Origin of the sequence: Allobosea sp. BK604 (genome assembly GCF_004341515.1) — a bacterium.
Lineage (GTDB): Bacteria > Pseudomonadota > Alphaproteobacteria > Rhizobiales > Beijerinckiaceae > Allobosea.
In genome coordinates this window covers 637172-649938 of record NZ_SLZF01000001.1, presented here as the reverse complement: position 1 = coordinate 649938, position 12767 = coordinate 637172, and the positions used below count along the sequence as shown (strand labels likewise).

Annotated in this window: 14 protein-coding genes and 1 other RNA gene; 11 read left to right on the top strand and 4 right to left on the bottom strand. The window is 66.5% G+C overall.

The annotated features are described in order from the left end of the window. Positions 1-31: 31 nt before the first annotated feature. Both gap and tkt read right to left on the bottom strand, forming a co-directional pair. Positions 32-1042 carry a type I glyceraldehyde-3-phosphate dehydrogenase gene (gene gap / locus EV560_RS03235; protein WP_131853921.1) on the bottom strand — a complete coding sequence of 337 codons (1011 nt, stop codon included), beginning with the start codon at positions 1040-1042 and terminating at the stop codon, positions 32-34. A gap of 97 nt (positions 1043-1139) precedes the next feature. Further along, entirely contained in the window at positions 1140-3134 is a 1995-nt protein-coding gene (gene tkt / locus EV560_RS03230; RefSeq protein WP_131853920.1) for a transketolase, read from the bottom strand. Between the two features lie 358 nt (positions 3135-3492). Here tkt and EV560_RS03225 point away from each other — a divergent pair, with 358 nt between their 5' ends. From EV560_RS03225 to EV560_RS03190, 8 genes are all read left to right on the top strand, one after another. After that, positions 3493-3780 (top strand): DUF4164 family protein, encoded by a 288-nt coding sequence (locus EV560_RS03225; protein WP_348982180.1) that lies wholly within the window; start codon positions 3493-3495, stop codon positions 3778-3780. Between the two features lie 18 nt (positions 3781-3798). Further along, positions 3799-4167: a cell division protein ZapA gene (locus EV560_RS03220; protein WP_131853918.1), complete on the top strand. Its 369-nt coding sequence runs from the start codon at positions 3799-3801 to the stop codon at positions 4165-4167. 39 nt (positions 4168-4206) lie between these two features. After that, complete coding sequence (locus EV560_RS03215) at positions 4207-4611, top strand: Imm63 family immunity protein (RefSeq protein WP_131853916.1); 405 nt, start codon at positions 4207-4209, stop codon at positions 4609-4611. A gap of 52 nt (positions 4612-4663) precedes the next feature. Continuing rightward, complete coding sequence (locus EV560_RS03210) at positions 4664-5731, top strand: D-alanine--D-alanine ligase family protein (RefSeq protein WP_131853914.1); 1068 nt, start codon at positions 4664-4666, stop codon at positions 5729-5731. A 76-nt stretch (positions 5732-5807) separates the two neighbouring features. Next, positions 5808-6317 carry a YcxB family protein gene (locus EV560_RS03205; RefSeq protein WP_165923297.1) on the top strand — a complete coding sequence of 170 codons (510 nt, stop codon included), beginning with the start codon at positions 5808-5810 and terminating at the stop codon, positions 6315-6317. A gap of 79 nt (positions 6318-6396) precedes the next feature. Further along, a non-coding RNA gene (ssrS, locus tag EV560_RS03200) (6S RNA) lies at positions 6397-6551 on the top strand. A 6-nt stretch (positions 6552-6557) separates the two neighbouring features. Further along, positions 6558-7133 carry a 5-formyltetrahydrofolate cyclo-ligase gene (locus EV560_RS03195; protein WP_131853910.1) on the top strand — a complete coding sequence of 192 codons (576 nt, stop codon included), beginning with the start codon at positions 6558-6560 and terminating at the stop codon, positions 7131-7133. Between the two features lie 81 nt (positions 7134-7214). After that, positions 7215-8039: a TIGR00282 family metallophosphoesterase gene (locus EV560_RS03190; RefSeq protein WP_131853908.1), complete on the top strand. Its 825-nt coding sequence runs from the start codon at positions 7215-7217 to the stop codon at positions 8037-8039. Positions 8040-8045: 6 nt separating this feature from the next. Here EV560_RS03190 and EV560_RS03185 read toward each other — a convergent pair whose 3' ends face one another. After that, positions 8046-9410, bottom strand: coding sequence for a globin-coupled sensor protein (locus EV560_RS03185; protein WP_131853906.1), 1365 nt, complete (start codon positions 9408-9410; stop codon positions 8046-8048). A 252-nt stretch (positions 9411-9662) separates the two neighbouring features. Here EV560_RS03185 and EV560_RS03180 point away from each other — a divergent pair, with 252 nt between their 5' ends. Continuing rightward, a complete protein-coding gene (locus tag EV560_RS03180) occupies positions 9663-10409 on the top strand; it encodes a YebC/PmpR family DNA-binding transcriptional regulator (protein ID WP_131853904.1) in 747 nt (248 codons plus the stop codon). A gap of 198 nt (positions 10410-10607) precedes the next feature. On the opposite strand, the gene EV560_RS03175 is transcribed toward EV560_RS03180, so the two are convergent. Next, positions 10608-11387 (bottom strand): sulfite exporter TauE/SafE family protein, encoded by a 780-nt coding sequence (locus EV560_RS03175; RefSeq protein WP_131853902.1) that lies wholly within the window; start codon positions 11385-11387, stop codon positions 10608-10610. A gap of 200 nt (positions 11388-11587) precedes the next feature. Here EV560_RS03175 and ruvC point away from each other — a divergent pair, with 200 nt between their 5' ends. Further along, a complete protein-coding gene (ruvC, locus tag EV560_RS03170) occupies positions 11588-12103 on the top strand; it encodes a crossover junction endodeoxyribonuclease RuvC (protein ID WP_131853900.1) in 516 nt (171 codons plus the stop codon). A 40-nt stretch (positions 12104-12143) separates the two neighbouring features. Continuing rightward, positions 12144-12761, top strand: coding sequence for a Holliday junction branch migration protein RuvA (gene ruvA, locus EV560_RS03165; RefSeq protein WP_131853897.1), 618 nt, complete (start codon positions 12144-12146; stop codon positions 12759-12761). Positions 12762-12767 lie beyond the last annotated feature (6 nt).

The window sequence follows — 12767 nt, the reverse complement described above, 5'->3', positions numbered from 1 at the left end:
GTCAAGGCGCGGCCGGGCACTCTTGGAACGGTCAGAGCAGCTTCGCCATGGCGACGGCGGTGTCGCTCATGCGGTTCGAGAAGCCCCACTCGTTGTCGTACCAGGAGAGGACGCGGACGAATTTGTCGTCCATCACCTTGGTCTGGTCGAGGGCGAAGGTGGACGAGGCCGGATCGTGGTTAAAATCCATTGAGACATTGGGCTGATCCGTGACGGCGAGGATGCCCTTCAGCGGGCCACGCTTGCTGGCCTTCAGGATCGCCTCGTTGACCTTCTCGACCGTGGTCTTGCGCTTGGCCATGAACTTGAAGTCGACGACCGAGACGTTCGGGGTCGGCACGCGGATCGAGGTGCCATCGAGCCGGCCCTTGAGCTCGGGGATGACGAGGCCGATCGCCTTGGCCGCGCCGGTCGAGGTCGGGATCATCGAGAGCGCTGCGGCACGCGCCCGGTAGAGATCGCGATGCATCGTGTCGAGCGTCGGCTGATCGCCGGTATAGGCATGGATCGTGGTCATGAAGCCCTTGTCGATGCCGATCGCGTCATGCAGCACCTTGACCACCGGGGCGAGGCAGTTGGTGGTGCAGGAGGCGTTGGAGACGACGAGGTGATCGGCGGTCAGGGCGTCATGGTTGACGCCGTAGACGACCGTGAAGTCGGCACCATCGCAGGGGGCCGAGACCAGGACGCGCTTGGCGCCGGCGGCGAGATGGGCGGCGGCCGTATCCCGCTTGGTGAAGATGCCGGTGCATTCCAGCGCGATATCGACGCCGAGCGCCTTGTGCGGCAGCTCCTTGGGATCGCGGATGGCGGTGACCTTGATCGGGCCGCGGCCGACATCGATCGTGTCGCCGGAGACGGTTACCGTGCCGGGGAAGCGGCCGTGGACGGAGTCGAAACGGAAAAGATGGGCATTGGTCTCGACCGGGCCGAGATCGTTGATCGCCACGACCTCGATATCCTTGCGCTTCGATTCGATGATCGCACGCAGGACGTTGCGCCCGATGCGGCCGAAGCCGTTGATCGCCACCTTGACCGTCATCTCAATCCTCTCCTTCGTCATTCACGATCGATATCGTGCATTCACGCGGGCAAATCGGCCAAACTAGGGCCGAGCGCAAGCGTTCTGCTCAAAAATCTCAGAGATTGTGGCGCTTGACCGCCGCCTCGACCACTGCCTCCGGCGTAATGCCGAAATGCTTGTAGACGTCCTTGTAGGGGCCGCTGGCGCCGAAGGAATGCATGCCGACGAAGACGCCGTCATGGCCGATCACCGCATCCCAGCCGAAGCGCACGCCGGCCTCGATCGCGATCTTGATCGAGGCGTTGCCGATGACCTGGGCCTGGGTCGCCTCGTCCTGCTGCAGCAGCAACTCGAGCGAGGGCACCGAGACGACGCGGGCGCGCATGCCCTTCTCGGCCAGCTGCTTGCGAGCCGTGACGGCGATCTCGAGCTCCGAGCCGGAAGCGAAGAGCGTGACCTGCGCCTTGCCGCCTTCGGCCGGCAGCAGCTCGTAGGCGCCCTTGGCCGAGCGGTTGGTGGCGGTGCCGTCGGTGCGCAGCTGCGCGAGGTTCTGGCGCGAGAGCGCGAGCACGGTCGGGCCGTCGGTGCGGTCCAGGGCGAGCTGCCAGGCTTCCGCCGTCTCGATCGCGTCGGCCGGGCGGAAGACCCGCATCTTCGGCATGGCGCGCAGCGAGGCGATATGCTCGACCGGCTGGTGGGTCGGGCCGTCCTCGCCGAGGCCGATCGAGTCATGGGTCATGACATAGATGACCGGCAGGCCCATCAGCGCGGCAAGGCGCATCGAGGGGCGGGCATAATCGGCGAAGACGAGGAAGGTACCGCCCGCCGGCCGGAAGCCGCCATGCAGGGTGATGCCATTCATCGCGGCGGCCATGCCGTGCTCGCGGATGCCGTAGCGGATGTAGCGGCCCTTCGGGGTCTTCGGGGTGAAGTCGTCCAGCCCCTTGACCTTGGTGTTGTTGGAGGGGGTGAGATCGGCCGAGCCGGAGACGAGCTCGGGCATCACCGGCACGATGACGTCGAGCGCCAGCTCGGAGGCCTTGCGGGTCGCGACCGTAACGGGGTTGGCGATCAGCGCCTTCTTGTGGGCGACGATCGCCTTGTCGAGCTTGGCCGGGATCTTGTGGGCGAGGCGGCGCTCGAATTCGGCGCGCTTGCGCTCGGAGAGCGTCTCGTAGCGGGCCTGCCATTCCTTGCGCGCGGCGGCGCCGGCCGCACCGAAATTGCGCCAGGTCTTCAGCAAATCGGGGGCGATCTCGAAGGCGCCGCCGGTGATGCCGAGCGCCTTCTTGGCGGCGGCGAGCTCTTCCGCACCGAGCGGCTCGCCATGGGCCTTGGAGGTGCCTGCCTTCTTCGGAGCGCCGAAGCCGATCACCGTCTTGCAGGCGATCATGGTCGGCTTGTTCGATTTCTGGGCGCGGCGGATCGCGGCCTCGATCGCATCGGGATCATGGCCGTCGACGCGCTCGGAGCGCCAGCCGCAGGCCTTGAAGCGGGCGACCTGGTCGACCGAGTCGGAGATGGTCAGCGGGCCGTCGATCGAGATGCCGTTGTCGTCCCAGAACACGATCAGCTTGTTGAGCTTCTGATGGCCGGCGAGCGCGATCGCCTCCTGGCTGATGCCCTCCATCAGGTCGCCGTCCGAGGCGAGCACATAGGTGTGGTGGTCGACGACCTTCTTGCCGAACTCGGCGGCGAGCATGCGCTCGGCCATCGCCATGCCGACCGAGGTGGCGAGACCCTGGCCGAGCGGGCCGGTGGTAGTCTCGACGCCGGCCGTCTCGAAATTCTCGGGATGCCCGGGCGTGACCGAGCCGAGCTGGCGGAACTTCTTGAGGTCGTCGAGCTCCATGCCCGGCGTGCCGGTGAGATAGAGCAGGGCGTAGAGCAGCATCGAGCCATGGCCGGCCGAGAGCACGAAGCGGTCGCGATCGGGCCAGCGCGGCTCGGCCGCGTCGTATTTCAGGACGCGGGTAAAGAGGACGGTCGCGACATCGGCCGCCCCCATGGGCAGGCCGGGATGGCCGGACTTGGCCTGCTCGACCCCGTCCATCGCGAGCGCGCGGATGGCATTGGCGAGCTTGTCGTGCTGGGCGCGGTCTAGGGTCATGGCGTCATCGACTCCGGCTGGGGTTCCGGCCTGCGGAAGGGGGCGCGACCGCGATCAGATCCTGCCCGGCGGCAGGTTTTGACGACGGTCCGATGGTCTTTTCGGGGCAGCGTTGCGTGCGGTGCTCGATTAGGCTGCCGGCTCTGCCGGAGTCAATTCGCCTCGATGCGCGGCGGCTGCGACCGGGACGCTGTTTCGGCCATGGCGGCGCGCTTTCGTCAAGGGAACGGCCGGATAAGCCAGTGCGCCAACGTTCGCGGGCATGTGCTTCCGGGAAAACCGATTTCCACTTATCCGGAACTTGCTCTAGGTTGACGAATCGTAAAGCCGGCTTCGATCTGGAAAAGGAGAGACGACGGTGGCGAGCCTGATGCTGGACAATGCACTGGCGCGACTGGATGGCGCACTGGCGCAGCTCGAAGGCGCGGCGCGGCGGCGCGTCGAGGCAGAGCGGGGACGGGCCAATCTCGAAACCGAGCTGACCCTGATGCAGGATGATCGCGCGCGGCTGGCGGCCGAACTCGACGGGACCATGGCCCGGCTCGACCAGGTCGAGAGCGCTGCCGGCGATGTCGACCGGCGGCTTGAGCGGGCGATCGGCGCCATAGGCGGCGTGATAGCGCGCGTGCAGGCGAGAGAGCAATAACGAGACCCGGGGAAGGCGATGCCGCAAGTCAATGTCACGATCGCCGGCAAGGCCTATCGCATGGCCTGCGGCGAGGGCGAGGAGGCGCATCTGGAGGGGCTCGCCAGCCTCTACGACGCCAAGATCGAGGAAATGCGCCAGGCCTTCGGCGAGATCGGCGACATGCGGCTGCATGTCATGGCGGCGCTGATGGTCGCCGACGAGATGTCCGAGCTGCGCCAGCGCGTCGCCTCGCTGGAGACCGCGCTCGCCGCGGTGAAGGGCGACGCGGGCTCGGCCGACCAGCGACTCGGCGAGATCGAGGAACGCGCGGCGGAAGCGCTGGTCGCGGCGGCCGAGCGGATCGAGAGCGTGGCGCGCAGCCTCGTGCCGGCGCCGGTCGGGTAGCGCGCCAGCTGAATCGGGCCCAAGGTTTAGAGAGCCAGAATGCCTCGTCTCGGCCTGCAGGCGGTCAAGGAGATCGTCGATACCTTGGCTCGCGGGATTGGCGCGCCCGATGACATTTTGCCGACCTACGGCGTTTCCGAGCAGTCGGGCCGGCCGCATATCGAGGTGAGCCAAGTCTACCATTATGCCATGGCGGAGCGCGGCAAGGAGTTCAGCCGGAAATTTACCGCTGAACTCGACCTGTTTCTCTATTGGGTCTTTGCCGACGTCACGTCCCAAATGGCGGGGCGCCATGAGCTGCAGAACCGCAGGCCCGACGAGGATACCAGGCGGCAGCGCTTTGCCAAACAGGCCGAGCTCATGGGAGCGATCTCGTGGGACTGGGCCGTGAAGATGCGGGCCGAGCACGCCGGCATCCTGATTCTTCACCCTTTTCGGGATTGATAGCGGGCCCAGACCAGGCGATCACCCGCCTGTATCCGATGAAAGACATTCGATGACCGACAGACTGCGCGTCGCCATTCTCCTGGGCGGGCAATCCGCCGAGCATGAGGTCTCGCTCATGTCCGCCGGCAATGTGGTGAAGGCGATCGACAAGGCGACCTATGATGTCGTGCCGATCCTGATCACGAAGAGCGGGCAGTGGCGATTGCTCGAATTGCAGAACGGCGTCCTGCCCGATCCGATCCCTGGGGACGGCGCCGAGATCTGCCTGCTGCCGGGCGGACGCGGACGTCTGGTCAGCTTGTCGGAGGGCGCTGCGCCCGCGACATTGCCGGCGATCGACATCCTGTTTCCCGTGCTGCACGGGCTCGATGGCGAGGACGGCTCGGTTCAGGGCCTCGCCCAGGTCGCGGGCGTGCCGCTGGCGGGCTGCGGCATCGTCGGCTCGGCCAATGCGCTCGACAAGGACATCGCCAAGCGCTTGCTGCGGGAGGCCGGGCTCGCGGTTGCGCGCTCGCTGACGCTGCGGCGCGGCGAGAGCCTGTCCTTCGAGGAGGCGAGCAAGGCGCTCGGCCTGCCGCTCTTCATCAAGCCGGCCCGTCAGGGCTCGTCTGTCGGTGTCAGCAAGGCGAGCAATGCGGAGGAATTCGCCGCTGCGCTGGCCGAGGCCTTCAAGCATGACCAGAAACTGCTGGTCGAGGAGTTCATCCAGGGCCGCGAGATCGAGTGCAGCGTGCTGGAGCAGGCCGCTGGCGAGACCATCGTCTCTGTGCCCGGCGAGATCGTCACCGCGGCGAGCCATGGCTTCTACACCTACGAGGCCAAATATCTCGACGAGAGCGGCGCCGAGGTCATGGTGCCGGCCGACCTGCCGCAGGAGGTGGCGGATAGGGTGAGAGCGCTCGCCGAGAAGGCCTTCTACGCGCTCGGCTGCGACGCCATGGCCCGCGTCGACTTCTTCCTGCGCCCCGACATGAGCGCGGTGGTGAACGAGATCAACACGATCCCCGGCTTCACCAATATCAGCATGTACCCGAAGGCGCTGGCCGCGACCGGCATCGCCTATCCCGACCTGATCGACCGTGTGATCCGGCACGGGCTTGCACGGGCAAAGCGCTGAGGTTGTCAGCAGATCGACAGACAGATGCGGCATGATCTGCAGCGGGCGGGAGATCGGCGAGCCCGGAAAGAGTGTGATGAACCGGGCCGTGACGATCACGCTCGTCGAGGCTGATTACGTCGCCGCGAATCGGCTGCATCTCCTGAACCAGTACAAGGGACGCGGTCCGGTCGCCGTGCTCTGCGTCCTCATCGCCAGCTACATCCTCGTCCTCGCCGCCAGCTTCGCCGAGCTGGCGCTACCGGAGATGCTGAATCTCCTCATTCCCGCGCTGCTTCTCTGGCTGCTGGGCGCGCGATGGCTCAACTATCTCTGGTTCGTGCCCCGCGCGACGCGAAGGCTCTTCCGGCAGCAGAAGACGCTGCATCGTCCGATGAGTTATTCGTGGTCGCAGGCCGGCCTGAAAGTCAGCAGTGAAAATGGCGAGTGGCTCTTCGCCTGGGCCGACTATCTCGAGCTGGCCGAGAACGGGACGATCATGCTGGTCTACGAAGGGCCGCGCCTGTTCCAGATGCTGCCGAAGCGCTTCTTCACGTCGGAGCAGCTGGCGGATTTGCGGCGCCACGCAGGAAAGCTCGCCGCGTGACGAGCGATTGCCCTGGATCATGCCCGAGCTGCGGCATTCGCCTCTGGCGCTTTGCCGGCGCTCATCCTAAATACGTCCGGCGGGGCTGCCTGGTGCGTGAGAATATGTATTCCCGGGCCCATACGATCTCCTCGGGAGCTGTCCCTGACCGGGTCCCTGGACCCGGACATATGGCGCCCACCTACTTAGTAGGTGTCCCGGGATCGAAAATTCCACGGCCAAGGTGGCTCCGCACTTTCCATGACATCTGACTTTCCGACCGCCGCGCAAACCAAGCAGGAACTGCGCCTCCAGGCGCTGGAACGCCGCGATGCGCTCGAGATCGACGACCGGCTGATCTGGGACGAGGCCATCGTCGAGCGCGTGCTGGCGCTCCCGGCCTTCGAGACTGCCGGCCCGGTCTCGGCCTATTGGCCGATGCGTTCGGAAGCCGATCCGCGCCCGATCCTCGAAGCGCTGCACGCGAAGGGCACGGCTTTGTGCCTGCCGGCCATCGTCAAGGGCGCGATGCTGTTCCGGCGCTGGGCGCCGTGGGAGCCGATCGTGCCGGGCGGGTTCGGTACGCTGGTGCCCGCTCCCGAGCAGCTGCAGGTGAAGCCGACAATCCTGATCGTGCCGATGGCCGCCTTCGACCGGCGCGGCTACCGCATAGGCTACGGCAAGGGCTATTACGACAAGGCGCTCGCCGAGCTCGGCCCGGTGACATGCGTCGGCATCGCCTATGGTGCGCAGGAGATCGCCGCCGTTCCGGACGAGCCGCATGACCAGCGCCTCGACTGGATCGTGACCGAGGCCGAAGCCATTCACTGCGGTTGATTCGGGGGCGGGTTCGCGTCAGTGAGAGGGCAAGTGGGCATTCTCGCCCCTTGCTATTTGGTTTTGAGGCGGATCCTGCCCATGCGTTTCCTCTTTCTCGGCGATGTCGTCGGCCGCCCCGGCCGGCTCGCGGTGCAGGATCAATTGCCGGGCCTGCGTGAGCGCTGGAAGCTCGATTGCGTCGTCATCAACGGCGAGAACGCGGCGGGCGGCTTCGGCATCACCGAGACGATCTGCGACGAGCTGCTCGAAGCCGGCGCCGATGTGGTGACGCTCGGCAACCATTCCTGGGACCAGCGCGAGGCGCTCGTCTTCATCGAGCGCCAGCCCGCCATGATCCGCCCGGCGAACTATCCTGCCGGCACGCCCGGGCGCGGCGCGGCCGTGATCGAGGCCAGGAACGGCGCGCGCGTGCTGGTGGTCAATGTCATGGGCCGGCTGTACATGGACGCGCTCGACGATCCCTTCGGCGCGGTCGAGCGCGAGCTTGCGGCCTGCCCGCTTGGCGAGGTCGCGGACGCGGTGATCGTCGACGTCCATGCCGAGGCGACGAGCGAGAAGCAGGCGATGGGCTATTTCCTCGACGGCCGTGCCAGCCTCGTCGTCGGCACGCATACCCACGTGCCGACCTCCGATACGCGCATCCTGCCGGGCGGCACCGCCTATCAATCCGATGCCGGCATGTGCGGCGACTATGATTCGATCCTCGGCATGCATCGCGAGGAGCCGGTCAGGCGCTTCCTGCAGAAGACCCCGGGCGCGCGGCTGGAGCCGGCATCCGGCACCGGCACGCTGTCGGGCGTCGCGGTCGACATCGACGATGCGACCGGGCTTGCGAAAGCCGTCTGGGCTGTTCGAGTCGGTCCCAATCTCAGCGAGGCGCTGCCGACCGGCTGGGAAGCCTGAAGCCGGTTATGCCGCGCGGCTCTGCCGGACCAGGCTGTCGAAGGACGCGCTGAGCGACGAGGCCTGCCTGGCCAGCGATTCGGCGACGCTAAGCACATCGGTGACATTGGCGCCGGCGACCAGCGCCATCTCGCTGACGCCCGAGACGGCCTGCGCCACTTCCTGCGTGCCCATGGCGGCGAGGTTGACGCTGCGGGCGATCTCCTGCGTGGCGGCGCGCTGCTCGTCGATCGAGCTCGCGATCGTCACCGTGGTCCGATCCATCTGGGTGACGAAGGCGACGATGCTCTCGATCGCGGCGACGGCCTCGCGGGTCGCCTCCTGCATGGCCGGCACCTGCGCGGCGATCTCGTCGGTCGCCTGGGCGGTCCGGGCCGAGAGCTGCTTCACCTCATTGGCGACGACGGCGAAGCCGCGTCCGCTTTCGCCGGCGCGGGCCGCCTCGATCGTGGCGTTCAGCGCGAGCATATTGGTCTGGGCCGCGATCGTCTTGATCATCTCGACGATGGAGCCGATCGTCTCGGCCGAATGAGCCAAGCTCTTGACGATCACGTCGGTCTTGAGCGCGGCGGCGTTCGCGTCATGCGCCATGTTGGCAGCCCGCGCGATCTCGGAGGAGACCTCGTTCAGCGCGATCGAGAGCTCCTCGGTGGCGCTGGCGACATGCTGGACGTTGAGCGAAGCCTCGTCCGAGGCGCGCGCGGCGACGACGGCCTGGGTGCCGGTATCCTGCACGACTCCGTTCACGGTGCGCGCCATGCTCTCGACCTTGTCGGCGCCATTCGTGACCGTGTCGACGACACCGCGCACGGTATGCCCGAGGGCGGCGATCTCGGCCTGGGTCTGTTCGCGATTGTGGCGCTGGACCTCGGCATAGGTCTCGAGCAGCAGTTCCAGCCCGAATTGCACCACCTTGTTGAGCGCGGCGCGCAGCGCGATGCGCCGGCCGAGCTCGCGCCGCTGCCAGAACCGGTTCAGCGTCTGCAGGCTGTCCCGGTCGATGCCGAGCTCGGCGCCGATCCGGCTCGTCAGCACGGCATGGCCGATCGCCACTGCATAGGCGGGCACGTCATGGCGATGGAAGGCGCTCGCCAGGCGGTGGGCCGAGTTCAGCGAGGCTTCGCCGAGATTTCCGGAGATCAGATTGGTCCAATGCGCGAGGCGCAAGTCGTAGACCTCGCCGATCTCGATCGCGAGCTTGATCTCCGGCCAGGGATTGAACTGGTCGTGCATCTCGTTGAGCAGCGCCGGCAGCCGCGCGCGAGCGAATTCGGCCTGGCCGCGCAGCAAGGCGAGATCGCTTTCCTCGATCTGGAAGGCGCGGAGCCGCAGTTCCTGCTTGGCGATCGTTGGGCTCGACACGGTCGTCATGGGGTCCGGGCTGCTGCCGGCGCGCGGCCGGATTCCGTCGTTACTGCTACAATGTGCATAATTCTCGCAAAGAATGGCTTAACGCTGCGTCAGGCGCATGAGCCGGGAGCGATGAAATTTCCGGCAGCCGCTTCAAATGCAGTGCTGCTTGCCTGCCGGCGAGGCGCGCGCCTATAAGGCCCGATCTTCGCCCTTCCCGATCGTTTCGGCCGGCCGGGCGCTATGACAGCAGGAACAGAGGCTCACGTTTCCATGGCCGGGCATTCCCAGTTCAAGAACATCATGCACCGCAAGGGCAAGCAGGACGCGGTGCGCTCCAAGCTGTTCTCGCGGCTCGGGCGCGAAATCACCGTCGCCGCCAAGATGGGCTTGCCCGATCCCAACATGAACCCGCGCCTGCGCATGGCCGTGCTGGCGGCACGCGCTGAAAACATGCCGAAGGACAATATCGAGCGCGCCATCAAGAAGGCCGCCGGCAATGACGGCGAGAACTATGACGAGGTGCGCTACGAGGGCTACGGCCCGGGCGGCGCGGCCGTCATCGTCGAGGCGCTGACCGACAACCGCAACCGCACGGCATCCGCGGTGCGCTCCTATTTCACCAAGGCGGGCGGGGCACTGGGCGAAAGCAACTCGGTCTCGTTCATGTTCAACCGCGTCGGCGAGATCACCTATCCGCCCGAGGCCGGCGATGCCGACAAGGTGATGGAAGCGGCGATCGAGGCCGGCGCCGACGATGTCGCAAGCGACGAGAACGGCCACACGATCACCTGCGGCTTCGACAGCCTGAACGAGGTGTCGAAAGCGCTCGAAGCCGCGCTCGGTGCTCCCGCCTCGGCCAAGCCGGTCTGGCGCCCGACCACGACCGCTCCGCTCGACGAGGAGAAGGCCGCCTCGATGATGCGGCTGATGGAGGCGCTCGACAATGACGACGACGTCCAGAACGTCTTCGCCAATTTCGAGATCGCCGACGAGATCATGGCGAAGCTGAGCGCCTAACCCTCACTCGCGAAGCGACTTGCCTCTTTCGCTATGGTCGGGCCTGTCCCGACCATCCACGTCTTGGTCGATGCAAAATGGCGTGCAAGACGTGGATGCTCGGCACAAGGCCGAGCATGACGGCGCGATGGTGCTCTATCTATCTGTGTTGCCGCATTTTCTTCACGCGAACCGATCTCCACTTCGCTCGAAAATGCTTTAGCGCCCGAGCAGCCCGTCCCAGAGCGGCAGGCTGATCAGCGCGCTCAGGAAAATCACCAGATAGGCGATCCGCCGGAACGTCTGTTCCGAGGCGATGCGGAAGGCATGCGTGCCGATCCACAGGCCCGCGCCATAGATCGCGAAGAGCGGCAGCGCCATCGCCAGGGAGGCGGCGGTGATGATGCTCTTCAGCCAGAGCATGATGCCGCTGACGATGGTCGAGAGGCCGAAATAGGTCTGCAGGTTGGCGCGCGCCTTATGGCGGTCATTGCGCTGGGCGCCGAGCCAGAAGACGGCGAGCGGCATGCCGCCGATGCTGGAGAGGCCATTGAACAGGCCGGACAGCGAGCCGACGCCGAGCGACAGCGGAATGCCGGGGCGGCCGTGATAGCGCCAGCCGGAGGCCATGAGCGTCACCGCGGCGAGGACGAGCAGGGCGACGATCCAGCGCATCGTCTTCGGCTCGAGCCAGGTCAGCAGCCAGAGGCCGAGCGGCAGCGTCAGCGTGGCGGCGATCAGCAGCGGAATGACCTCGCTCCATTCCGCCCGCTTGGCCGAGCGTGCGGCGAGCGGCAGCGCGAAGGGCAGGTCGATCACCCAGATCAGGCCGAGTGCCGCGACGGGCCCGAGGACAAGGCTCGCCAGGGGCATGAACACCATGGCGAAGCCGAAGCCGGTGAAGCCGCGCACCAGCCCGCCGAGCAGGGTGGCACCCAGCATGGTGGCGATGCCGGAAGCGGTCAGATTGGGGAAGAGCAGGGCGAGGGTCTCGGACATCGAACCGGGCAGGCGGAGAATATTCTCCCCACCAACGGGAAAGATGCAGCACGATCAACCCCCGTCATCGTGATGGCATCGATGAACCGGGGACATCGATCAGGCGGTAACGGACAATTTCGCGCCGAATCAAGCTGAGAGCGCGTTCTCACCGCAAAAGTGGTGCCCACTTTTGCGGAACGCGCTTTAGAGTACAAACCATGACCATGGCGATTCGCATCCTCGGCATCGATCCGGGCTTGAGGAAGACCGGCTGGGGCGTGATCGCCTCGGAAGGAACCAAGCTCTCCTTCATCGGCTGCGGCTGCATCGAGAGCGACGACAAGCGGCCGCTGGCCGAGCGGCTGAAGCAGTTGCACGAAGGCATCGCCGGCGTGATTTCCGCGTTCGAGCCGGACGAGGCGGCGGTCGAGGAGACCTTCATCAATCGCGATCCGCAATCGGCGCTGAAGCTCGGCCAGGCCCGCGGCATAGCCCTGGTGGTGCCGGCGATCGCAGGCCTGAGCGTCGCCGAATATGCCGCCAACCTGGTCAAGAAGACGGTGGTCGGCGTCGGCCATGCCGACAAGAAGCAGGTCCAGATGATGATCCGCGTGCTGCTGCCGAAGGCCGAGACTAGGAGTGCCGATGCCGCCGACGCGCTCGCGGTCGCGATCTGCCATGCGCAGCATCGTGGCATCAGGACGCTGACGGCGCAGATGCGGGCAGCCTCGTGAAAGGTTGGCGCGCGAGCATGAGAACGAGGCGGAGCGGACGATGATCGGCAAGCTCAAGGGGCTGATCGATTCCTATGGCGAGGATCATGTCATCCTCGATGTGCAGGGCGTCGGCTACGTCGTGCAGTGCTCGTCGCGGACCTTGCAGCGCCTGCCCAAGCCCGGCGAGGCGGCGGCGCTCTCCATCGAGACGCATGTGCGCGAGGATGCGATCCGGCTCTACGGCTTCCTGTCGGATGTCGAACGCGACTGGTTCCGGCTGATGCAGGTGGTCCAGGGCGTCGGCGCCAAGGTGGCGCTCGCCATTCTCTCGACACTCGATCCCGGCGCGCTGGCGACCGCGATCGCCACCAATGACAAGGCGGCGGTGGCGCGCGCGCCCGGCGTCGGGCCGAAGCTGGCGCAGCGCCTCTGCGCCGAGCTCAAGGACAAGGCGCCGGCCTTCGGCCATATCGACCCCGGCGTGGTGCAACTCGCCGGCGCTCTGGAGGACAAGAAGCTGCCTCAGGCCTTGAGCGATGCCGTCTCCGCGCTGGCCAATCTCGGCTATCCGCAGGCGCAGGCGGTGGCGGCAGTCGCGGCGGCCGCGAAGGCGGCGGGCGAGGGGGCCGGCACGGCCCAGCTGATCAAACTCGGCCTGAAGGAGCTGGCGAAGTGAAAGCCC